The sequence below is a fragment of the Stenotrophomonas sp. OVS01A genome, assembly GCF_019969775.1.
GTDB classification, from domain to species: domain Bacteria; phylum Pseudomonadota; class Gammaproteobacteria; order Xanthomonadales; family Xanthomonadaceae; genus Stenotrophomonas; species Stenotrophomonas indicatrix.
The window spans coordinates 575,207-596,673 of the sequence record NZ_JAHXYV010000001.1; the positions used below are offsets into that span (position 1 = coordinate 575,207).

17 protein-coding genes are annotated in these 21,467 nt (G+C 67.3%); 10 read left to right on the plus strand and 7 right to left on the minus strand.

Translation table 11 applies throughout. The features are described 5' to 3' along the window. Positions 1–3: 3 nt before the first annotated feature. The 3 genes from LC407_RS02725 to LC407_RS02735 form a co-directional block, all read right to left on the minus strand. The gene (locus LC407_RS02725) at positions 4–1,677 is read right to left on the minus strand and encodes an MFS transporter (RefSeq protein WP_025879335.1); all 1,674 of its coding nucleotides are present in this window, start codon (positions 1,675–1,677) and stop codon (positions 4–6) included. Next, complete coding sequence (locus tag LC407_RS02730) at positions 1,677–2,243, minus strand: TetR/AcrR family transcriptional regulator (protein ID WP_025879336.1); 567 nt, start codon at positions 2,241–2,243, stop codon at positions 1,677–1,679. The genes LC407_RS02725 and LC407_RS02730 overlap by 1 nt, the downstream gene beginning before the upstream one ends. Before the next feature lie 272 nt (positions 2,244–2,515). Then, entirely contained in the window at positions 2,516–4,714 is a 2,199-nt protein-coding gene (locus tag LC407_RS02735; RefSeq protein WP_223482159.1) for a TonB-dependent receptor, read from the minus strand. A gap of 133 nt (positions 4,715–4,847) precedes the next feature. Here LC407_RS02735 and LC407_RS02740 point away from each other — a divergent pair, with 133 nt between their 5' ends. Further along, positions 4,848–5,261: a MerC domain-containing protein gene (locus LC407_RS02740; protein ID WP_025879338.1), complete on the plus strand. Its 414-nt coding sequence runs from the start codon at positions 4,848–4,850 to the stop codon at positions 5,259–5,261. A 110-nt stretch (positions 5,262–5,371) separates the two neighbouring features. Further along, complete coding sequence (locus tag LC407_RS02745; protein ID WP_025879339.1) at positions 5,372–5,554, plus strand: 30S ribosomal protein THX; 183 nt, start codon at positions 5,372–5,374, stop codon at positions 5,552–5,554. An 83-nt stretch (positions 5,555–5,637) separates the two neighbouring features. Here LC407_RS02745 and LC407_RS02750 read toward each other — a convergent pair whose 3' ends face one another. From LC407_RS02750 to LC407_RS02760, 3 genes are all read right to left on the minus strand, one after another. After that, positions 5,638–6,903: an ectonucleotide pyrophosphatase/phosphodiesterase gene (locus LC407_RS02750; protein ID WP_223482160.1), complete on the minus strand. Its 1,266-nt coding sequence runs from the start codon at positions 6,901–6,903 to the stop codon at positions 5,638–5,640. A gap of 400 nt (positions 6,904–7,303) precedes the next feature. Beyond that, the gene (locus LC407_RS02755) at positions 7,304–7,795 is read right to left on the minus strand and encodes a methylated-DNA--[protein]-cysteine S-methyltransferase (RefSeq protein ID WP_025877732.1); all 492 of its coding nucleotides are present in this window, start codon (positions 7,793–7,795) and stop codon (positions 7,304–7,306) included. Beyond that, positions 7,792–9,270 (minus strand): DNA-3-methyladenine glycosylase 2, encoded by a 1,479-nt coding sequence (locus LC407_RS02760; protein WP_223482161.1) that lies wholly within the window; start codon positions 9,268–9,270, stop codon positions 7,792–7,794. Before LC407_RS02760 ends, LC407_RS02755 begins: the two co-directional genes overlap by 4 nt. 449 nt (positions 9,271–9,719) lie before the next feature. On the opposite strand from LC407_RS02760, the gene LC407_RS02765 reads away from it, so the two are divergent. From LC407_RS02765 to ubiM, 4 genes are all read left to right on the plus strand, one after another. Further along, on the plus strand, positions 9,720–10,883 hold the full coding sequence (locus tag LC407_RS02765) for a hypothetical protein (protein ID WP_223482162.1): 1,164 nt from the start codon (positions 9,720–9,722) through the stop codon (positions 10,881–10,883). Positions 10,884–10,941: 58 nt separating this feature from the next. Beyond that, complete coding sequence (locus tag LC407_RS02770) at positions 10,942–11,487, plus strand: DUF4019 domain-containing protein (protein WP_025877727.1); 546 nt, start codon at positions 10,942–10,944, stop codon at positions 11,485–11,487. A gap of 12 nt (positions 11,488–11,499) precedes the next feature. Beyond that, on the plus strand, positions 11,500–11,889 hold the full coding sequence (locus LC407_RS02775) for an MAPEG family protein (RefSeq protein WP_223482163.1): 390 nt from the start codon (positions 11,500–11,502) through the stop codon (positions 11,887–11,889). 80 nt (positions 11,890–11,969) lie between these two features. After that, a complete protein-coding gene (gene ubiM / locus LC407_RS02780; RefSeq protein ID WP_140227494.1) occupies positions 11,970–13,148 on the plus strand; it encodes a 5-demethoxyubiquinol-8 5-hydroxylase UbiM in 1,179 nt (392 codons plus the stop codon). A 15-nt stretch (positions 13,149–13,163) separates the two neighbouring features. On the opposite strand, the gene LC407_RS02785 is transcribed toward ubiM, so the two are convergent. Continuing rightward, positions 13,164–13,385, minus strand: coding sequence for an RNA-binding S4 domain-containing protein (locus LC407_RS02785; RefSeq protein ID WP_025877723.1), 222 nt, complete (start codon positions 13,383–13,385; stop codon positions 13,164–13,166). 270 nt (positions 13,386–13,655) lie between these two features. Between LC407_RS02785 and LC407_RS02790 the strand changes: the two genes are divergently transcribed. The 4 genes from LC407_RS02790 to LC407_RS02805 all read left to right on the plus strand — a co-directional run bounded on the left by LC407_RS02790 (position 13,656) and on the right by LC407_RS02805 (position 21,351). After that, entirely contained in the window at positions 13,656–15,584 is a 1,929-nt protein-coding gene (locus LC407_RS02790) for a DEAD/DEAH box helicase (protein WP_025877722.1), read from the plus strand. Between the two features lie 188 nt (positions 15,585–15,772). Then, complete coding sequence (locus LC407_RS02795) at positions 15,773–18,196, plus strand: EAL domain-containing protein (protein ID WP_025877721.1); 2,424 nt, start codon at positions 15,773–15,775, stop codon at positions 18,194–18,196. 733 nt (positions 18,197–18,929) lie between these two features. After that, positions 18,930–20,594, plus strand: coding sequence for a diguanylate cyclase (locus LC407_RS02800; RefSeq protein ID WP_059063561.1), 1,665 nt, complete (start codon positions 18,930–18,932; stop codon positions 20,592–20,594). Between the two features lie 34 nt (positions 20,595–20,628). Further along, positions 20,629–21,351 carry a pseudouridine synthase gene (locus LC407_RS02805; protein ID WP_033830696.1) on the plus strand — a complete coding sequence of 241 codons (723 nt, stop codon included), beginning with the start codon at positions 20,629–20,631 and terminating at the stop codon, positions 21,349–21,351. Positions 21,352–21,467: the final 116 nt, after the last annotated feature.

Here is a 21,467-nt window from a genome sequence, read left to right on the forward strand (position 1 = left end):
GACTCAGCGCGGTGCCGCGGTCGCAGCCGCAGCGGGGGAGGAAGGATGGCGCTTGCGCCATTGTTTGCGTACGGCGGTACGCAGCGACAGCAGCAGCAACCAGCACAGGAAACCGATTGCCAGCCAGCCGCTCAGGGTGAACACATCGTTGAAGCCTCGCACGTTGGCTTCGCGGCGGGTGGTCTGCGCCAGCTGCGCGCTGCCCTGGGCACTGCGCAGCACCGGGTCGGTGATCTGCGCTGCGTACAGCTGCTGCTGGATGCGCAGGCGCTGTGCCACCACCGGGTCGGCTGGATCGAGCTGGCTGGTCAGCGCGCTGGAATACAGCTGCTCGCGATGCAGCTGGAACGTTCCCAGTACGGCCGAGCCGGCCAGTCCGCCCAGCGTCTGCGTGATCGACAATGTCACCAGGAAGGTGATCATGTGGTCCACGCCCTGTTTCAACGCGGCGGAAATGCCGAGCATGATCAGCGGGCCCATGAACATGCCGGCGCCCACCGACGCCAGGAACTGGCTGATGTAGAAGTCGTGCGGGCGATCCAGGCTGGTGCGGTGCTGGTCGAAGAACGCGGCGGCACCCAGCAGCAGGATCGCCATCAGCAGCTGCGCAATCAGGCGCTTCGGGCCGAAGGTCAGTGACGCACCGGCGATGCCGGTGACCACGCCGGCCAGGATCACCACGAACAGCGGCCGCATCTGGTCCGGTCCCATGCCCAGCGTGCGCATCAGGTTGACCACGCCGTAGGACTGTTCAGTGGTCAGGAAGCGGATCAGGAAGGCGCCGACGATGAAGTGCATCACCGGCAGGGTCGACAGCCAACGGATCTGCAGCAGCGGGTTGCGCCGGTAGTGTTCGATGATCAGTGCGGTGGTGGTCAGCACGATGGAGGCGATCAGCGCCCAGCCCAGCCACGGCGTGTTCAACCACCAGCGCGTGTAGCCCTGGGCCAGCACCACCACCAGCAGGGCGACGGCAGGCGCGAGCAGGGCGAAGGTGAGGAAATCCAGCGGTTCGAAGGCCTTGACCTGGATGCCCGGCGGCAACTTCAGCACGACCACGGCGGCAAACGCGCACAGCGCCAGCCCCGCTTCGAACGAATACAGCTGGTGCCATTGGCCGGTATCGACCAGGCCGGGCGAGACGATCCAGGCAATCGGCACCGCCAGCTGCGACAGGCCGACGCCGATCACCAGCAGGTTGCCGGTGAATCGCCGCGGCAGCGCCTGCAGCATGTACAGCGTCCCCAGCGTCGAACAGGCCGCGCCGGCGAAACCGCTGGCGGCGCGGGTCAGCATGGTGGTCTCGAAACTGCCGACGAACAGGTGCAGCACCGCCAGCGCCGCGTACAGCCCCAGGCCGATCTCGGCAAACAGGCGGATGCCGTATTGCTGGCGGAACTTGAAGGCCAGCAGGTTGGCGGTCACGTTGACCATGGCGTAGGCAGCCACCAGCCAGCTGCCCTGGGTGGGGGTGAGCGCAAGCTGCCCCTGCAGGAAGGGCAGGTTGGCCGTTACCAGCGCGTTGCCAAGGCCGCCGGTGATGGCCACCAGCAGCGACACCAGTGCATAGGCTGCACGCCGATAAGGCGGGTGCCAGGGCATCGACGCCGAACCAGGCATGGTCGGCTTCTCGTGCTCCTCCCAATCCGGAACCGGCTTGAGGTACGGCTGCACCATCAGCGTTCCCCGCTGGCTGCTCCCTGGAGTCCCCCGCGCAGCAGCTGCAGGGCACGCCCGGCCAGCTGGGCGCGCTCATCGCGGGTCTTGCCGCGCAGGGCCGCGCCCAGCATGCCCGAGATCAGTGAAATATCCGTCTTCTCCAGGTCGGGCCGGCACAGGCCAGCGGCCTTGGCGCGGGCGATGGGGGCTTCCAGCAGGTCGCGCACGGTCTCGCGTGCGGTGCGCATGGCTGGGACGTCCGAATCGACCGCGCGCCAGTAATCGGCCAGTGCCGGCGAATCGACGATGCGCTGGGCCATGCCTTCAAACACCTCGAACAGGGCGTCGTCGCGGTCGCCAAGCTGCTCGACCTGGCGGCGGATGCGGTCGACCGTGCGCTGCAGCAGCGCCTGGATCAGCGCGGTGCGGTCAGGGAAATTCCGATACAGGGTGGCGCGGCCGACTTCGGCACGCTCGACCACCAGGTCCAGCGGCGCGGTGACGCCGTGTTGGCCGAACACATGGTCGGCAGCATCGAGGATGAGGGCTCGGCGGGCAGCGGCATCGGCACGTTGGGTGGTCATGGCTTCATTTTCGGACACAAATGTCCGGATGGCGAGAGACAGATGGCGACGGGATTGTCCGCTTGTTGTCGTACGCACATCTTTGTGACGGATGCGTGAGGGTCGATCGAGGTCATCAAAAAAGACGGGGGGCCAACCTGGCCCCCCGGGAGAGAACGACAGCATGCCGCCGTCAAAGTCAGTAGATCCACACCATGCGTGGATGCACGTCAGTAGATCCACGCCATGCGTGGATGCACTTCAGTAGATCCACGCCATGCGTGGATGCCTCATCAGAAGAACGCGCGGATCCCGAAGGCGACACCACGACCCGGCAGCGGCGAGTAATCCTTCAGCAGCGAGGTATGCGGACGCACTTCGCGGTTGGTCAGGTTGCTGCCATCCAGGAACAACTCGTAGCTGTTGCTGTCGCTGCGGTCCCAGCGGTAGGCCAGGTGCGCATCGACCAGGGTGTAGCCGTTGCTCGGCTCCTCGTTCTGCGCAACGTCCTTCTGCCGGCTGTAACGCACCGCGCCCACCGAGGCACGCCAGCCATCCTTCGCCCAGCGCAGGTCGGCGCCGACACGGGCCGGGGCGATGCGCGGCAGGTAACCGGTGTTGGCCAGTTCCACGCTGTAGTTGTGGTTGTGGTCACCGTGCGGCACGGCGATGTCCAGGGTACGGCTGCCGTTGCCGTCCAGCTTGGCCTGCACGTAGTCGCCGAACACGCGCAGGTCCCAATCACCGGCGCCGCCTTCGAACAGGTGCACCAGCGCTTCGGCTTCGGCGCCCTTGAACACCGCGTCCTGCTGGGTCCAGGTGCGCACCGGCAGGCTCTCGGTGATGCCGGTGTCGGCCAGGTAGATGAAGTCCTTGAACCTGGTCTGGTAGATCGCGGCAGAGAAGTCCAGGCGCTCGCTGTGGGTGTGGATGCCCAGTTCGATGCGTTGGCCGCGCTCGGTCTTCAGGTTGGCATCACCGATTTCCAGCGAACGGGTGGCGATGTGCGCACCGGCGGCGTACAGCTCCTCATTGGTCGGTGCACGCTCGGAGCTGTCCACGCCGATGCGCAGGTCGACCGCATCGTTGAGCTTCCAGATACCGGCGGCCGACAGGTTGGTGGCGTCGAACTTGCGGCGGCGGTAGTCGCCGGTCGGGTCCAGCTTGACCTGGTCGTGGCGACCGCCCAGTTCCAGCTTGAACGGGCCGAACTGCTTTTCCTGCAGAACGAACAGGCCGATGTTCTTGGTTCCGGTATCGGGCACGAACGCTTCTTCGCCCTTTGCGCCGAAATCGCTGTTGCCGAACTGCAGGCCGAAGGCGCCGTCCCAGCCGCCGATCTGCTGCTGCACCGCTTCCAGGCGGCCTTCGATGCCGCGGTTGGTGAAGCGGGTGGACGGCGTGCCGGCTTCCAGCTCCACGTGTTCGTAGTCGGTGTAGGCCACGCGCGCGTTGACGTTCTTCAGGAACGCTACCGGGTTGTAGATGCCGGCCTTGGTCTCGAAACGGTTCTGCACCATGTCGATGCGCACGTCGTGCTCTTCACCTTCCTCCTCCTCGCCATGGTCGTGGTCGTGACCATGGTCGTGGCCATCGCCGTCGGCATGCACGTGGGCGCCGTTGGGGATGCCGTAGTTGGTGCGGTAGGTGCTGGCCGAGGCGCCGAAGTAGCCGCCTTCGCCCAGCCAGGTGGCGCCGACGCCACCGGCGCGGGTGCGGATGGAACTGTTGTCCAGGCGGCCGCGACGCGGCTCTTCGCCTTCCTCGCCCGCGTGGTCGTGGTCATCGTGGTGGTCTTCCAGGCCGTCGATCACCGCGTAGCCGGGAATGCGGAAATCATCGCCATTGCGCACCAGACCATCCACGTGCAGCACGACATTGCCGCTCACGCCGTCCAGGCGGAACATGCCGCTGCGTTCGTCGTTGACCGAATTGCCACGCAGCTCGGCACGGCCGCTGAGCGGACGATCCGGCAGTTCGCGCGCAATGCGCCCATCGACCACGTTCACCGCACCGCCGATCGCGCCGCTGCCGAACAGCAGGGTAGCCGGGCCTTTCAGTACTTCGATCTGGTCGGCCAGGAACGGCTCGATGCTGGTGGCATGGTCGGCGCTGACGGTGGAGGCGTCCATGTTGCCCATGCCGTTGGACAGCACGGCCACGCGCGGACCTTCCTGGCCACGGATGATCGGGCGGCCGACGCCGGGGCCGAAGAAGGTGCTCTGCACGCCGGGCAGCTTGGCGACGGTGTCACCGAGGGTGCCGGCCTTCTGCTCATCGAGGCGCTCACCGGCCAGCACTTCAACCGGCCGCGCCAGCGATTCGGCATCACCCTGCAGCGGCGATGCCGTGACCTGCACCGAGGACAGCTCGGTCAGGTGGCGGTCACGATGCGAATCATCGTCGGAGGCCGCAAAGGCGACGGAGGGCAGCAGCGCAGCAAGCGCCAGGGCCAGGGAATGCGGCTTGAGGCGAGGGTGACGGGAGGGCATGGGCGGTCCTTTGTTACATTGTATCAATCGGGTGGCGCACGAATCCCGTCGGCGGGACAGGGGGAGGGGAACCGTGCGGGTCGGGAAACGATGTTATATTATTCCATAACGATTCGCCGCCCTGCTGGAAGTCATGCCCTTGCCCTCACGCCTGCGCCACCTGCTCGATCGCTTCGGCGCCACCGGTTCGATGCTGTGCGCGGTGCACTGCGCGGTCATTCCGCTGCTGCTGGCCGCTGCCCCCTCGCTTGGCCTGTCCTTCTGGCTCAGCGATGGCGTGGAGAAGGCGCTGGTGGTGTTCGTGACCCTGCTGGGCTTGTTCAGCCTGGTCTGGGGCTATCGGCGGCACGGTGCGCTGCGTGCGCTGGCGTTCCTGATTCCCGGCTTGGTCGCGTTGTGGGCCGGCGTGCTGTACGACCCGCTGCACCACAACGCGGTGCCGCATGCGGTGGTGATGACCTTGGGCGGCCTGCTGGTCGGCATCGCACACCTGGTCAACCTGCGCCTGAACCACGGCCACGTGCATGACGCCAGCTGCGCGCACTAGGCGCTCCGTGGTAGGCTTTCCGATCGTGCGCGGGGGCGCCCAGCAAGGCGGCCCCGCCGAACCCGTGTCAGTACGGGGTAACCAGATTTCACATTTGAGGAGTTGAAGACATGGGTAAGGGTGACCGCAAGACCGCCAAGGGCAAGCGCTACAACGCCAGCTACGGCAACGCCCGTTCGCACACCGCGAGCAAGGTCGCCGTAGGCGCCGCCGCCCCGGTTGCCAAGAAGACCGTGGCCAAGGCTCCGGCGAAGAAGGCTGTGGCCAAGAAGGCAGTGGCCAAGGCCGGCTGATCCGCCGACCGACCGGTCCAAAGAAAAACGCGGCGCTCGGCGCCGCGTTTTTTTTTGACCATGGCCAGGGCATGGCGCCGCGATCAGCGCAGGGTTTTCTGCAGCGTCTGCGCGTTGCCATCGTTGGCCGCTTCCGGCACCTGCAGCAGGTGTGCCAGCAGCGGGTAGACGTCGACATTGTCGAAACCGTCGATCACCAGGCCTTGCCGGAATGAAGGGCCACGGGCGACGAACACCGCGCGCATCGACGGCAATGCGTTGTCGTAGCCATGTGAGCCGCGATCGGCGTGCTCGCGCTTGGCGATCTTCTCGCGCGTCAGCGCGTCCCAGCCTTCATCCATCTGGCAGACGATGGCCGGCACGCGCGGATGGGTGCCGTAATGCCAGCGGGCCGGCAGATTCTCCTTCTTCCAGCATTCGTAGTGTGCGTGGCGACCGAGCAGGGCACGCTCGGCCTCTGCTTCGCGTCCCACCTCCGGCGTGAAGCCGACCGACTGGCCTGCGCTGACGTTGCGCGCGATGGCAGGGTCAACCATCGATTCGAGGGCGATCACCTGGCCCTCCGGCACCGACGCCATGCCGTGATCGGAGACCACGATCACGTTGGTGCTGTCGGCCAGGCCTTGCTGCTGCAGGCCATCGAGCACCTGGCCGATGACCTGGTCGGCATGCACGATGGCCTCGGTGTACTGCCTGGATTCGGGGCCAAAGTTGTGGCCGGCCTTGTCCACGTGCTCCATGTACAGCGTGGTCAGGCGCGGCGCATCGGCATCGGTCTGCGACAGCCAGTCGAGCACTGTCTGCGCACGCTGCTCCAGCGGTTCCTTGGCATCGTAAATGCGCCACTGGCTGGGCCGTGTACCCTGGATCTCGGCTTCGCTGCCCGGCCATGAGGTGGTGGCGGTGCGCACACCGACCTTCTCGGCACCGACCCAGATCGGTTCGCCGCCCCACCATCCGCTGGTGGTCACCGCAGCGCGGTCGTGCAGCGCGAAGCGACCGAGCGCGGCATCGTCCATGCTGTTGTTGATGATGCCGTGGTGGTCCGGACGCAGGCCGGTGACCAGTGTGTAGTGGTTGGGGAAGGTGAGCGAGGGATAGGAGGGCGTCATCCAGCGCGCACGCACACCACCGTCGATGATCCGCTGAAGGTTCGGGGTTAGGCCGCGATCCAACGCATCGGCGCGCAGGCCGTCGATGGAGATCAACAGCAGCTTCGGCGGGCTGGCGGGCGGCGTATTCGCCTCCGCAGCAGGTGCAGCGATGGTTGTCGAAGGCGAAGGCGTGGTGGTGCATGCGGCCAGGGGCAGCAGCAGCGCCAGCGTGCAGGTCAGGCGTACGGAAGTCATCCGGCCATGATAATCCGCAGCAATGACGTACCCAAGACACGCCAGCGCGCCTGTGGCGCGCTGGCGTGTCCGCGCATTTCACCTTATCCCCGCGCCCTTGAACAACAAGGGGGCTCTTCTCCAAGCAGATTACGGATGCTTCCATCCACGCATGGCGTGGATCTACCGGAACGAATCAAACCGTCACCGGGAACCTGTCGAAGGCGGGGCGGTGTCGGATTGCGGGGTGTCCGCGGCATGGATGCCGCGGCCAAGCCTACAAGGACGTACTTGCGGCGACCCCGCAATCCGACACCGCCCGACCACCCACGGATAGCCCGCTTTGGACGTTGATGTTGATGTTGACGTTGATGTTGCTCTGGCTTGTAGCGGGTGCAGGGCGCAGCCCTGCCTCCAACCCTCATGCAAACAGCGGTGCCTGTCGCTGCTCCAGCCGCAACAACGCCGCTTTGGTTTCCAGGCCGCCACCGAAACCGGTCAACGTACCGTTGCTGCCGATCACGCGATGGCACGGCAGCACGATCGGCAACGGATTGCGGCCATTGGCCGCGCCGACCGCACGGGTCGCCGTCGGCTGACCCAGCTGCTGCGCCAGCTGCAGGTAGCTCCAGGTCTGGCCGAAGGGAATCAACGCCAGCGCGTGCCAGACGCGCAGCTGGAACGGCGTGCCATGCGGTGCCAGCGCCAGGTCGAAACCGCTGCGCTCACCGTGCAGGTACTGCAGCAACTGTTCGCGCGCCTCCGGCAATGCGCCGGGCGCGTAATGCCAGTGCTCGCGGCCGCGCGCAGGATGGCGGTTTTCCGGGAACAGAACGTGGGCCAGGCCATTCTCATCCCCGGCGATGGTCAGTTCACCGATCGGTGTATCGAAGCGATCGAACAAGAGGTTCATGAGGGTTCTCCAACGAAAGTGCCGGACAGGTGCCACAGATGCAGCACGGCATAGGCGCGCCATGGTCGCCATGATTGCGAACGGGCCTCGGTGGCACGTTCGCTGAGGCGCTGGCCCTGTGCATGGCCCAGCACCTGCTGCAGCACCAGGTCACCGGCGGGGAAGGCATCAGGCTGGCCCAGCCCGCGCAGGGCAATGTACTGCGCCGTCCACGGGCCGATGCCGGGCAGGGCCACGCAGCGGGCGACGAATTCCTCCAGTGCCTGCCCCGGCCCGAAGTCCAGCTGGCCGCTGGCGCAGGCTGCGGCGAGGGCGCGCACGGTGGCGGCGCGGCTGCGTGGCAGGCCGATCAATTCCAGCGGCGCGTCGGCCAGTACGTCCGGCGCTGGAAACTGACGGTCGAATTCGGACGGCATGCCGGGCAGGTGCGCACCGTAGGCATCGACCAGCCGGCGCGCGAACGTGGTGGCCGCGGCCACGCTGACCTGCTGGCCCAGTACCGCGCGCACGCCCACCTCGAAGCCGTCCCATCCGCCTGGCACGCGCAGGCCGGGGCGCTCGGCGATGCCGCGCGCCAACAGCGGTTCATCGCCCAGCGCTGCGTGCACCTGCTGCAGGTCGGCGTCCAGGTCGAACACACGGCGCACGCGGCGCACGATGTCCGGAATCAGGCGTGGGTCGACCGCGCCCAGTTGCAGGCGCAGCTCGGGCCGCTTCGGGTCGGCGGTGACGCGCAGCAGGGCGGGGCGCTCGGCTGTGCCCAACACGCGCTGGTAACTGTCTTCCCCGATCAGTTCGATGCCGGGCAGGCTGCGCTTGCGCAGGAAGGCCAGCATGCGGGGGAAATCCAGCGGCGGTCGATAGCCCAGGCGCAGCACCAGCCCGCCATCGTCGGCGGCCAGGGGATGGTGTTGGCGGCGAAGTACGGTGGGCGCCATGCCGCAGCCCTGCAGGAATGCCGTATTGAAGCGGCGCAGGCTGTTGTAACCAGCGGCCAGTGCCACGTCGGTCACCGGCAGCGTGGTTTCGGTCAGCAGCTGCTTGGCCAGCAGCAGGCGATGGGTTGCGTGGATCTGCCCTGGCGTTGCGCCCAGCCGTTCGACGAACAGGCGTTGCAGCTGGCGTGCGCTGAGGCCGATCTTTCCTGCCAGCTCGGCCACCGGCTGGTCCTGCAGGAAGCCGGCATGGATCAGCGCCAGGGCACGCTGCACGGCCTGTCCGGCCAGCGCCTGTTGTGCCAGCGGGGCCAGCTCGGGGCGGCAGCGCAGGCAGGGGCGATAGCCGGCGGACGCAGCGGCCGCTGCCGTGGGGAAATAGGTGATGTTGCGCGGCTTCGGTGGCGGCGCCGGGCACACCGGCCGGCAGTAGATGCCGGTGCTGCGCACGGCGGTGAAGAATACGCCGTCGAAGCGCGCATCGCGGGCCAAGCGGGCGCGATCGCAGGCGGCAGTGTCGAGGGCGAGTGCGGTATCCATGGCGCCAGTCTAGGCGCCTGCGGGCGGTAGTACTCGCCATATTCGGACATGGATGCTGGAGGGGCTTGGCCGGGCTGCGCCCGGCACCCTCAACAGCAACAGCAACAGCGGGCTATCCGTGGGATGGCGGGGTGGGTCCGGTTGCAGGGGACGCTGCAAGTACGTCCCTGTAAGCTCGGTCGCGCCATCCATGGCGCTCACGCCCCCGCAACCGGACCCACCCCGCCTTCGACAGACTTCCGCGAACTGTCGAAATGGCATGGCCTGCTCTTGGTGGGTGTCGACCTTGGTCGACATGTAGATCCACGCCATGCGTGGATGGGAAGGTGGAAGACACTGGAATGGGAAATGACGGTGCGTGAGGGTCAGAACAGGTTCAGTGGCGGGCGCTGAATGCGCGTCGTGGACGGGTAGACTGTGGTTCTTGCCTGTCTGAATCCGGTTGCCCGATGTCCGCCAAATTCCGCTGGTTGCCCCTGTTATTCCTGGCCCTGGCGGGCTGCAGCCAGTTGGAGAACCCGGGCAACGTCACCGCGGCCGACAAGGCCACGCGGGCTCCGGCCAGCGATGGCGAAAACATGGTGTCGATCAATGCCGCCGATGCGCCGCCACCGCCGGCACAGGCGCGCAGCCGGGCTGATCGGCCCTGGCCGCAGGCGCAGCTGGAAAACGGCAAGGCCTGGGTCAGCTGCACCACCGATTACGCCGGCGACGGCGGCGATGGCATTGAACTGGAAGGCCTGCAGCGCGAACAGCTGAAGCAGGCGCTGGCGCCGTGCGCCGTGCGTGGCCTGCTGCGCGTGCGTTACAACGGCAAGATCAACCCCGGGTTTGCCGAGATGATGTGGCGGCTGGCCGTGGTCGCCGACGAGCTGCAGATCCACAAGCGCATCCTGGATCTGGATTCCAGCGGTGGCCAGGTGGAATCGGCCATCGTTGCCGGCGACAGCATCGGCGAATCCGGCTGGACCATCTGGGTGCGCGAGGGCTCGATCTGCCACAGCGCCTGCGTGTTCGTGCTGGCTGCCGGCGACAACCGCCTGTTGACCGGCAAGGTCGGCATCCACCGCATGATGCGCATCAGTTCCAAGGCCACTTCGCGCGCGGAACTCAACCGCGAGCTGCACGAGGTCTATGACAACGTGAAGGATTATCTGCAGCGCAATGGTGTGGCGGTGGGTGTGGCCGACCTGATGATGACCGTGCCCAACCGCAGCCTGCGCCTGCTGACGGCCGAAGAGCTTCGCCAGTACGGCCTGGACGGGACCAACGCCGTGCAGGACGACCTGGAACGGATCAAGCAGATGCGTACCTGCGGCGACGACTTCGTGCAGCGCAAGGATGCGTTCCTGGTGGCGTTCGACCAGCAGTGCAAGCGCGACGGTGCCGACATGGAATCGATCAACAGCTGTGGCCAGTCGCTGAAGCAGCGCTTCGGCTTCCCCGACCCGGTGTGCCCGGAGGAAAGCCCGCTGTCGGAGATCGACGTGGCTACGCTGCCACCGGCACCGCCGGAGCAGCCGCCGGTGGCCGAGCAGCTGCCCGCGGCATCGGCGGCACCGGCGGCGCAGGCCGAGGCGGGTGCGGTGGAAGGCAGCGTCCAGGCGCGCTGACGGCCCACTCACTGCGCTGGCGTAGACTGCGGTTCTTTCCATCGAACCGGCGGTGTCCATGAAGCGCGTGCTCCTGCTGCTGTCCCTGTTGCCCCTGGCTGCACTGGCGCAAACGCCGGCGCCGGCCACGCCCGCACCGGCCCCGGCTCGCCCCGCGCCGAGCGCACCGACGGCCGCGAAGCCGGCGACCGCTGCCACGCCGGCGCTGAGCCCGGCCCAGCAGGCGCAGGTGCAGAAACAGGACGCGGAAATGGGCAGTGCCGCATTGAAGGCCGCGCAACTGGTCGACGCCAATCGGGCCGGTGAGTTGTGGGACGGCGCCTCGGCGGTTGCCCGCCGCGCAGTGCCCAAGGCGGCCTTCGTCAGCCAGCTTGCGGCAGACCGCACGCGTCTTGGCGCGTTGGCCGGGCGTGGCCAGCCGACCATCACCCGCGTGAAATACGCTGCAGGTGCTGCCGTGCCCGAGGGCCTGTACATCAACGTCAGCTTCCCGACCCGTTTCGCCAACAGCGCGCAGCCGGTACGCGAGCTGGTGTCGTTCCGCTTCGACGAAGACCAGACCTGGCGCTTGGCCGGCTACAGCCTGCGCGCATCCAGCCCCTGACGGAGATCGACGATGGCTACCGAACTGACGATGCTGGCGTGGGCGATGCTGCTGGGTTTCGTCTACATCTTTGCCGCCTCCACCGTGGTCACCCACGAGCGCGGGATGAAATGGAACGCTTCTGCACGAGACGATTCGTCCAAGCCGCTGAGTCCACTGGCTGGACGACTGCAGCGGGCGCAATCCAACTTCTTCGAGACCTTCCCGTTCTTCGCCGCCGCTGCGATTGCGGTGGTGCTGGCCGGGCGTGGCAGCGACACCACCGCGCTGGCGGCGCAGGTCTACTTCTGGGCGCGCGTTGTCTACCTGCCGCTGTACGCAGCCGGCGTGCCCTATGTGCGCAGCCTGGTCTGGCTGGTGTCGATCGTGGCGATCCTGGCGATGGTGTTCGCGCTGCTGTGACGCGCAGCTGATCCAGATCAAGGCCGGTCAGGCACGCAGCGCTATGCTGGCCGCGACTGGATCAACGGCAGGAGGCGCGCATGCGCAGGATGGATGTGGTGGTGGTCGGTGCCGGACCGGCCGGGCTGTGCTTTGCGCGCGCGCTGGCCAGCACTGGCCTGCAGGTGGGGCTGGTCGAGGCACAGCCGCGCCAGGCCCTGGCCGAGGCGGCCTTCGACGGCCGCGAAATCGCCCTGACCCATGCCTCGCGGCAAAGCCTGGAACAGCTTGGCCTGTGGCAGCGCCTGCCCGAAGCCGAGGTTGCCGAACTGCGCGACGCGCGGGTGCTGAACGGAGGTTCGCCCTTCGCGCTGACCTTCGCCAGCAGCCAGGTAGATGGCCAGCCGCTGGGCTGGCTGGTGCCCAACCATTTGATCCGCCGTGCGGCCTGGCAGGCGGTGCAGGGCCAGAACGGGCTGGAATTGTTTGATGGCCGCAAGGTGCAGGCGGTACGCGCCGACAGCCAGGGCCACGTGGTGCGCCTGGACGATGGCAGCGAGCTGCATGCGCGGCTGCTGGTATGTGCCGACAGTCGCTTCTCCGGCACCCGCCGCATGCTCGGCATCGGTGCGCAGATGCGTGACTTCGGCAAATCGATGCTGGTCTGCAGGATGCAGGTCGAGCGCGATCATCACCACACAGCATGGGAGTGGTTCGGCTATGGCCGCACGATGGCGCTGCTGCCGCTCAACGAAGGCCAGGCATCGGCGGTGATCACCCTGCCGCCGCGGCAGATCGAAGCGCTGCTGGCGATGGATGAGATCGCTTTCGGGGAGGCCATCAGCGGCTTCTTCGAACACCGCCTGGGACGCATGCAGCCGGTGGCCACGCCACAGGCCTATCCCCTGGTCGGGGTGTATGCGCACCGCTTTGTCGGCGAACGTTCGGCACTGATCGGTGATGCCGCAGTGGGCATGCACCCGGTCACCGCACACGGTTTCAACCTGGGCCTGGCCAGCGCGCAGCGGCTGGCGCAGGGCATCGCCGAGCAGCAGCGGCGTGGAGCGGACATCGCCGCGGCCGGCATGCTGGGCCGCTACCAGCGGGGGCATCGGCTGGCGGCGCGGCCGCTGTATGAAGCGACCAATGCGATTGCCAGCCTGTATACCGACGACCGCCGTCCGGCGCGCCTGTTGCGGGCGGCCGGGTTGCGGGTGGCGCAGGGGGTGGCACCGTTCCGGCAGTTGATTGCCGCCCACCTGACCCAGCGCGTGGCCTGACGGCCACGCGGTGACTTACGCGGCGGCCAGGACGCGGATCTGGCTGTCGTTGAACTCGACCACCTGGCCTGCGCGGATCTTGCAGGCCTTGCGCAGCTCGACCTCGCCATCGACCAGCACCAGGCCTTCGCTGATGACCATCTTGGCTTCGCCGCCGCTGGTGACCAGGTCGGCAAGCTTCAGCAACTGCTTGAGTTCGACGTAATCGCCGTCGAGGTCGAATTCGAGGATCTGCATGGAACGGGTTTCCTGGGGCAGGCGCTGCAGGACAGGGGCCCGCGGCGGTAAAATGGGCGCCTATTGTGCGCCACGGCGGGCCGTAACGGCATGCCGTTGGCTTCCTGTACACCTTGTTCAGGCACAGTGCGGTATCATTCCGCTCTGAGCGAGTAAAACCTCAGCTCCAACCGAGCAGCGCCAGGGCACGCGATAAGAAGGGCGCCCAAAGCGCGGAATCCCCCTTTTTTTTCGCCTGCCATGCTCGTGGCAGTGCCTTCGGAGTTCCCCATGTCCCAAGAAACCCAAGCGCAGCTGCAGTTCGCGCAGCTCGGCCTGTCCGATTCTGTCATGCAGGCTGTCACTGCCATCGGCTACGAAACGCCGTCGCCGATCCAGGCTGCCACCATCCCGGCGATGCTGGAAGGCCGCGACGTGCTGGGCCAGGCCCAGACCGGTACCGGCAAGACCGCGGCCTTCGCGCTGCCGGTGCTGTCCAACATCGACCTGCAGCAGATCAAGCCGCAGGCCCTGGTGCTGGCCCCGACCCGCGAGCTGGCCATCCAGGTTGCCGAGGCGTTCCAGTCCTATTCCTCCAAGATCCCCGGTTTCCGCGTGCTGCCGGTGTACGGCGGCCAGCCGTACGGCCAGCAGCTGACGGCCCTGCGCCGCGGCGTGCACATCGTGGTCGGTACCCCCGGCCGCGTCATCGACCATCTGAACCGCAGCACGCTGGACCTGTCCGAGCTGAAGACGCTGGTGCTGGACGAAGCTGATGAAATGCTGCGCATGGGTTTCATCGACGACGTCGAAGCGGTGCTGAAGAAGCTGCCGGAGAAGCGCCAGGTGGCGCTGTTCTCGGCCACCATGCCGCCGGCCATCCGTCGTATCGCGCAGACCTACCTGAAGGACCCGGTCGAAGTCACCATCGCGACCAAGACCACCACCTCGGCCAACATCCGCCAGCGCTACTGGTGGGTGAGCGGCATGCACAAGCTGGACGCGCTGACCCGCATCCTCGAAGTCGAGCCGTTCGACGCGATGATCGTCTTCGCGCGCACCAAGGCCGGCACCGAAGAGCTGGCCAGCAAGCTGCAGGCCCGTGGCCTGGCCGCTGCCGCCATCAACGGTGACATGCAGCAGGCCCAGCGTGAGCGCACCATCGCCATGCTGAAGGAAGGCAAGCTGGACATCCTGGTCGCCACCGACGTGGCCGCTCGTGGCCTGGACGTGGAACGCATCAGCCACGTGCTGAACTACGACATCCCGTACGACACCGAAAGCTACGTGCACCGCATCGGCCGTACCGGCCGTGCCGGCCGCAGCGGTGAAGCAATCCTGTTCGCCACCCCGCGCGAAAAGGGCATGCTGCGCCAGATCGAGCGTGCGACCCGCCAGCCGATCGAAGAAATGCAGCTGCCGAGCGTGGAAGCGGTCAACGACAACCGCATCAACAAGTTCACCTCGCGCATCACCGAGACGCTGGGCCAGGGCGGCCTGGACTTCTACCGCCAGCTGCTGGAGCGTTTCGAGTCCGAACAGAACGTGCCGGCCATCGAAGTGGCCGCCGCACTGGCGAAGATGATGCAGGGCGATACCCCGTTCCTGCTGCAGCCGCCGGTGCGTGCACCGCGCGAAGAGCGTGCGCCGCGCGAGCGTTTCGAGCGCACCGAGCGCCCGGAACGTGGCGACCGCAACGAGCGCGGCCCGCGCTTCGAGCGTGGCCCGCGTCGTGACGATGCCGAGGGTGGCTTCGAGCAGCGCCCGCGCCGTGACGTGCCGCCGCGCGGTGCACCGGAGCAGGGCATGGAGACCTACCGCATTTCGGTCGGCCACCAGCATGGCGTGAAGCCGGCCAACATCGTCGGCGCCATCGCCAACGAAGCCGGCCTGGAAAGCCGCTTCATCGGTCGTATCGACATCCACGACGACTTCTCGCTGCTGGATCTGCCGGCACAGATGCCGTCGGACGTGCTTACCCACCTGCAGAAGGTCTGGGTGTCCGGCCAGCAGCTGCAGATGCGCCCGTTGGCGGCCGGTGAAGAGGTCAATCCGGCGCCGCGTCCGTTCAAGCCGCGCTTCGACAAGCGTGGTCCGGGCGGTCCGGGTGGCCCGGGAGCTCCGCGTCGCAGCGGTCCGGGTGGCCCCGGCGGCGACCGCGACAGCCGTCCGCCGCGTCGTGATGGCTTCAACAAGCCACGTGGCCCGCGCAGCTTCTAAGCCGCGCTGAAGTAGACGAACAACGCCAGCCTCCGGGCTGGCGTTGTTGTTTGCATGGCGCCAGGGCGGCTCGGCCGCCGCTGCCGATCACCGGCCGGGTCCGGTTTCGCATGGCCCACACATCTGCGGTTCTAGGCTGGCGCGGTTCCGTAGGAGATTGTCACCGCAGCACATTCGGGGGATCCAGGATGGGTAGAAGTGGCATGGACCAACAGCGTCGACGGGTACCGATGACCCGCGGGCTGGGACTGCGATTTGCGCTGTTGACGGGCATGGCGATCGGCTTGGTCGCGCTGTCGGCTGTGATCCAGGAGCTGCAGGCGGCATCGACCGCATGGATCGCAGGGCAGGGCTACTGGTCGCGGGGGCAGCAGGACGCCACCGCAGCGCTCAGCCGTTACCTGGCGCGTGGCCATCTGCAGGATCTGCAGGATGCCCAACGGGCACTGCAGGTTCCGTTGGGTGACCTGCAGGCCCGCAAGGCGCTGGAGCAACCCGAACCGGACGAGGCGACAGCCCGCGCCGGTTTTCTGCGTGGGGGCAATGCCCGCGCCGACATTCCGCGGCTGATCTTCTCGTTCCGCCATGCGCGCAACGTCGGAGCCTTCCGCGAAGCCACCTGGTTGTGGCGGCAGACCGACGCAAACCTGCTGGCCATGCAGTCGCTGGCGGAGGAACTGCAACGGCGCCATGGCTCGGGGCCGCTGGACGAGGCGACCGTGGATGACTACCTGCATCGGCTGCGTGGCATCGACCACCAGCTGCGCGGGCAGGCGCAGGCGTTCTCGCAGGCACTGCTGCGCATGGCCCGCGCGGTGCGCATCGCGACCCTGGCCGTGGGCGGCCTGTCGGTCCTGCTGATCAGCCTGATGGCGGTGGCCCTGGCGCGCCGGGTGGGCAAGGACCTGACCGAGCATGAGAGCCGCTTCCGGGCTGCCTTCTACCAAGCCAACGTCGGCATGCTCAAGCTGGATGCCGGCGGCCGGGTGGTGGAGGCCAACCAGGCGATGGCCGACATTCTCGACCATCGTCGGGACGTGCTGCTGCAGATGTCGCTGGCCGAGCTGCTGATGGAGGGCGAGCTGGTGATCGATGAGAGTGGCCACATCGACTGGGAGCGCCAGCTGCGACCGGGCGAGCTGCGCTTCCGGCGCCGCGATGGCAGCCTGGTGTGGGGGCGCTGGAGTGGTACCGGCGTGCGCACTGCCAGCGGCCGCCTGTCGGTGTTCGCCATCGTCGAGGATGTCAGCCAGAACCATGCCCTGGCACGTGAGATAGAGCACCACGCCAGCCATGACCCCCTGACCGGCCTGATCAATCGTCGGGAGATCGAGCGCCTGCTGGAAAAATCGCTGCTGCAGGTCCGCTCCGACGGTGGGACCCATGCTCTGGGCTACATCAACCTGGACCACTTCAAGCTGGTCAACGACAGCTTCGGCCACGCGGCCGGCGACCAGATGCTGCGCAGTTTCGCCGAGTACCTGGTCGGCGCGGTGCGCGATGGCGACTGGGTCGGCCGCCTGGGGGCGGACGAGTTCGCGGTGTTCCTTGCCCGCGCCAACCAGGATGAAGCCAAGCGCGTGTTGCAGCGGCTGATCCGCAACCTGGGCCAGGCCACGTTCCCGGTCAGCGAGGGCAGCCCCCAGTTGAGCTGCAGTGTCGGCGTGGTCGAAGTGACAGCCGAGGCGCCGGACGTGAACTGGTTGATGAGCGCGGCCGACAGCGCGTGCTATGCGGCCAAGCAGGCCGGTCGCAACCGCGTGCATTGCTTCAACGAAAACCGGCTGGCGCTGGAGGAGCGACGGCTGGAGGCCGAACGCCTGCAGGGCGTCAGTCGCGCCATGGCCGAGAACCGGATGCTGTTGTATGCGCAGCGCATCGCCAAGGTCGGCGATCCGTCCTACCTGCACTACGAGGTGCTGGTGCGCATGCGTGACAGTGAAGGCGTACTGCACCTGCCGGGCCAGTTCATGCCTGCGGTGGAGCGCTACGGCATGGCGGTGGTGCTGGACCGGCACGTGCTCGGCCTGCTGTTCCGCCACTTGCAGGTGTGCCCGGCGCACGTACGGCAGCTGGGCCTGTGCAACGTCAATGTATCGGCCCAGTCGATCGCCGAGCCGGGATTCCTGGCCTTCGTCTGCGACCTGCTGGAGCGCAACCGCGCGCTGGCGTCCAAGCTCTGTTTCGAGATCACCGAAACCGCGGCCATCGGTAACCTGAGCCAGGCGCGTGCCTTCATCGACGCGGTCAAGGCGCGCGGCTGCCGGGTGGCGCTGGACGATTTCGGCTCGGGGCTGTCCTCGTTCGGTTATCTGCGGCAGCTGTCGGCGGACATGCTGAAGATCGATGGGGCGTTCGTGCGCGACATGGACACCGATCCGGTCAGCCGTGCCAGCGTGCGCGCGATCAGCGAGCTGGGCCGCGAACTGCAGATGGAGGTGGTGGCCGAGTGGGTGGAGACCACCGAAATTGCCGAGGCGCTGGCCGGGATGGGCGTGCAGGGGCTGCAGGGTTATGCCATCGAACGGCCGCAGCCGCTGGAACGGCTGACCCTGGCTGACCTGCGACCGATGCGGTTGGCCGGTACGCAGGGGCCATCGGCTGTCGGCTGAAGGTGCTGCGGCCGGGCGGCGCCCGGCACCCGCTGTAGTGCCGGCCGCTGGCCGGCAACCTCAACAGCAACAGCAACAGCTGCATTCCGTGGGATGGCGGGGTGGGTCCGGTTGCGGGGGACGCCGCAAGTACGTCCCTGTAGGCTCGGTCGCGCCATCCATGGCGCTCACGCCCCCGCAACCGGACCCACCCCGCCTTCGACAGATTCCGGCTGCTGTTGGTGGGTGTCGACCTTGGTCGACACGTAGATCCACGCCATGCGTGGATGACATCCAATCCATTCATTGATTTCGAAACGGTATGAACATCCATCCACGCACAGCGTGGATCTACCAGATGGCGGGACACTGTCAGGGGTGGGGCGGTATGGGCAGGCAGGACCGTTGGCGCCATGGGCCCGAGGCATGCCCTCGGGCGGGTTGGGCAGGACGCCCAACCCCGGTCTTGCCGTGTGCGCAGGACGGCGCACACGAGCAAGGCGCCATCGAGCCCCCATGGATGGGTTTACGGCGTGTCCTGCCTGCCCATACCGCCCCGCCCACCTCGGTAGCCCGCAGTTGCTGTTGCTGTTGAGGTTGCCGGCCAGCGGCCGGCACTACAGCGGGTGCCGGGCGGCAGCCCGGCCAATACCCCCGCCACTTTGGTCTACACATCGGTGGTGCATTCCGCTGCGATAATGCCGCCAGGGGCGACGCGCAGTGGGCGCGGACGTAAGCAGGAACAGGACGTGGCGTGGGCGGCAGGCAGGTGCGTTTGGAAACAGGGGCGGTGCTTGTCCTGCTGCTGGTGTGGTTGGCGTTGCCGTGGCTGGGCCATGCGCGCAGCGTCGACGCTGGCCGCGATTACCTTCTGGTCGGCACCGCGACAGCCGAACCTACGCCACATCGCGCGTGCACGCCGGAGATGCTGGCCGGGCCGCGCCAGCAGACACGGGTGAATGCACCCCCAGAAGGCTGGTCCGGCGAGCCGCAGGCGCTGGATGTCTTCAACATCTTTGCCGGCGAAGTGCGGCTGCAGCACGGTGATCGCGAGATCTGCGGCAACATGCAGGATGCGCGCACCCGCGATTCGCGCTTTCGTGCGGGCATCGGCATGGTGGCGGTACCCGCTGCCGGCAGCCACGAACCCTTCCTGGTCTCCTGGCAGACGCCGCTGAAGGCGCGCTGGGTTCCCACATTGCAGCTGGGTGCGCCCAGCCCGGTGCAGCAGAACGACACTGCCCGGCTGCTGGTGCGCGCCGCATGCATCGCCGTGGCAATCGCGCTGGCGCTGTCGGCGCTGATGGCCTACCTGACCACCCGCGACCGCAGCTTCCTGATGTATATCGGTGCCACCCTGGTGCTGGTGCTGTGGCAGTCGATCCTTGGCGGCCTCAGCGGCTATCCCGAGCCCTGGCTGCGCGTCGGCGGGCGCGGTGACTGGTGGCTGCTGGCGCTGACTGCAGCGACCCAGGCACTGGTGTTGCCGGCGCTGTGGCGCCTGAACGGCGGTGACCGCGTGCTGCCACGTTCGCGCGCGGGCCAGCAGCTGGTGTTGTGGTCCCTGCTCACGCTGGCGGCACTGGTGCCGTGGTTGCAGCGCGATGGACTGGTCGTGGTCGCACAGGTCCTGCAGTGGAGCTTCATTGCCGGCTGCGCGCTGTCGTTGGCGATGGGCATCTGGGCCCGGTTGCGCGGCGATGTCTGGTCGCTGGCCGGACTGGCCGCACTGGCGCCGATGCTGGTGCTGATCGTGGCCGACGCCGCCAGCGCGCATTGGTTGATGGAATACCGGGTGGAGGCCCTGCAGCTGGCGGTCACCTGGCTGCTGATGATGGCGGCCTATGCGCTCAACCTGCGCCTGGGCCGGCTGCGCCAGCAGCGCGATGAAATGCGCCAGCTCGCCGAGACCGACATGCTGACCGGCCTGCCCAACCGCCGTGCCGGCCTGCAGCAGCTGGCCCAGCATCTGCAGGGCGGCGAGCGTGAGAGGGGGCCGCTGGTGATCGGCTTCCTCGATATCGATCTGTTCAAGGACATCAATGATCGCCATGGCCACGAGATCGGCGACCAGGTGCTGGTGGCCGTGGCCCGCGCGCTTCGCGCCGCTGTCCGCAGCGAGGACCAGGTGGTGCGGATGGGGGGCGAGGAGTTCCTGCTGCTGTTGCCGGGCATGCCGCGTGAGGTTGCGGCCACCCGCCTGGAACGCCTGCGCCAGCGCATCACCGAGACCTGCCGGGACCTGCAGGTGCCCGCTCTGGAGGTGACCGCGAGCATCGGCATGGCACAGTGGCGACCGGCCGAAGATGACCTGGCCGCGCTGCTGCGGCGCGCCGACCACGCCATGTACGTGGCCAAGCGCAGTGGCCGCAACCGGGTGTTCGATGGCGAAACCGAAGATCCGTTGACCACGGCATGAGGCGGGAAGGGCGGTGATGCCGGATAATGGGGCGATGACCAGCCGACTCAACAAATACATCGCCGACACCGGCTTCTGCTCCCGACGCGAGGCCGATCGCCTGATCGCCGCCCGCCGGGTCACCGTCAATGGCCATGCCGCCGGCACCGGCGCGGTGGTCGGCGAGGATGACAAGGTGCTGGTCGACGGCCAGCCCCTGCGCGTGCGCACTGCCCGCAAGCCGGGCGCCCGCCGCCACGTGTACATCGTGCTGAACAAGCCGGTGGGCGTGACCTGCACCACCGAAAGCACGGTGAAGGGCAACATCGTCGACTTCGTCGGCCATGAACAGCGCATCTTCCCGATCGGCCGCCTGGACAAGGAGTCCGAAGGCCTGATCCTGATGACCAGCAACGGCGACATCGTCAACCAGATCCTGCGCGCCGAGAACGGCCACCAGAAGGAATACCTGGTGGCGGTTAACAAGCCGGTCACCGACGAATTCCTGCGCGCGATGGCCCGTGGCGTGCGCATCCATGACCAGATGACGCTGCCGTGCAAGACCTCGCGGATCGCCAAGTTCGGTTTCCGCATCATCCTGCAGCAGGGCCTGAACCGGCAGATCCGACTGATGGCGGCCGAGTTCGGCTACCGCGTGACCCAGCTGCGCCGCGTACGTATCGACAACATCAAGATCGGTGCACTGAAGCCGGGCCAGTGGCGCAACCTGACCGAGCAGGAGCTTCACGGCCTGTTGCCTCAGCAGCAGGACTGGTAAGCAACGGCCGGTAGTGCCGGCCGCTGGCCGGCAACTGCACGGTGCTGGCAATGAACATCAGGGAGCCGACCAACGGCCGGCACTACCGGAATGCAGATTGGCCGCCCGCATCCGCT

Coding starts and splice junctions, on each gene's coding strand:
- LC407_RS02725 (WP_025879335.1), bottom strand. CDS start 1,677: ATGGTGCAGCCGTACCTCAAGCCGGTTCCGGATTGGGAGGAGCACGAG.
- LC407_RS02730 (WP_025879336.1), bottom strand. CDS start 2,243: ATGACCACCCAACGTGCCGATGCCGCTGCCCGCCGAGCCCTCATCCTC.
- LC407_RS02735 (WP_223482159.1), bottom strand. CDS start 4,714: ATGCCCTCCCGTCACCCTCGCCTCAAGCCGCATTCCCTGGCCCTGGCG.
- LC407_RS02740 (WP_025879338.1), top strand. CDS start 4,848: ATGCCCTTGCCCTCACGCCTGCGCCACCTGCTCGATCGCTTCGGCGCC.
- LC407_RS02745 (WP_025879339.1), top strand. CDS start 5,372: ATGGGTAAGGGTGACCGCAAGACCGCCAAGGGCAAGCGCTACAACGCC.
- LC407_RS02750 (WP_223482160.1), bottom strand. CDS start 6,903: ATGACTTCCGTACGCCTGACCTGCACGCTGGCGCTGCTGCTGCCCCTG.
- LC407_RS02755 (WP_025877732.1), bottom strand. CDS start 7,795: ATGAACCTCTTGTTCGATCGCTTCGATACACCGATCGGTGAACTGACC.
- LC407_RS02760 (WP_223482161.1), bottom strand. CDS start 9,270: ATGGATACCGCACTCGCCCTCGACACTGCCGCCTGCGATCGCGCCCGC.
- LC407_RS02765 (WP_223482162.1), top strand. CDS start 9,720: ATGTCCGCCAAATTCCGCTGGTTGCCCCTGTTATTCCTGGCCCTGGCG.
- LC407_RS02770 (WP_025877727.1), top strand. CDS start 10,942: ATGAAGCGCGTGCTCCTGCTGCTGTCCCTGTTGCCCCTGGCTGCACTG.
- LC407_RS02775 (WP_223482163.1), top strand. CDS start 11,500: ATGGCTACCGAACTGACGATGCTGGCGTGGGCGATGCTGCTGGGTTTC.
- ubiM (WP_140227494.1), top strand. CDS start 11,970: ATGCGCAGGATGGATGTGGTGGTGGTCGGTGCCGGACCGGCCGGGCTG.
- LC407_RS02785 (WP_025877723.1), bottom strand. CDS start 13,385: ATGCAGATCCTCGAATTCGACCTCGACGGCGATTACGTCGAACTCAAG.
- LC407_RS02790 (WP_025877722.1), top strand. CDS start 13,656: ATGTCCCAAGAAACCCAAGCGCAGCTGCAGTTCGCGCAGCTCGGCCTG.
- LC407_RS02795 (WP_025877721.1), top strand. CDS start 15,773: ATGGGTAGAAGTGGCATGGACCAACAGCGTCGACGGGTACCGATGACC.
- LC407_RS02805 (WP_033830696.1), top strand. CDS start 20,629: ATGACCAGCCGACTCAACAAATACATCGCCGACACCGGCTTCTGCTCC.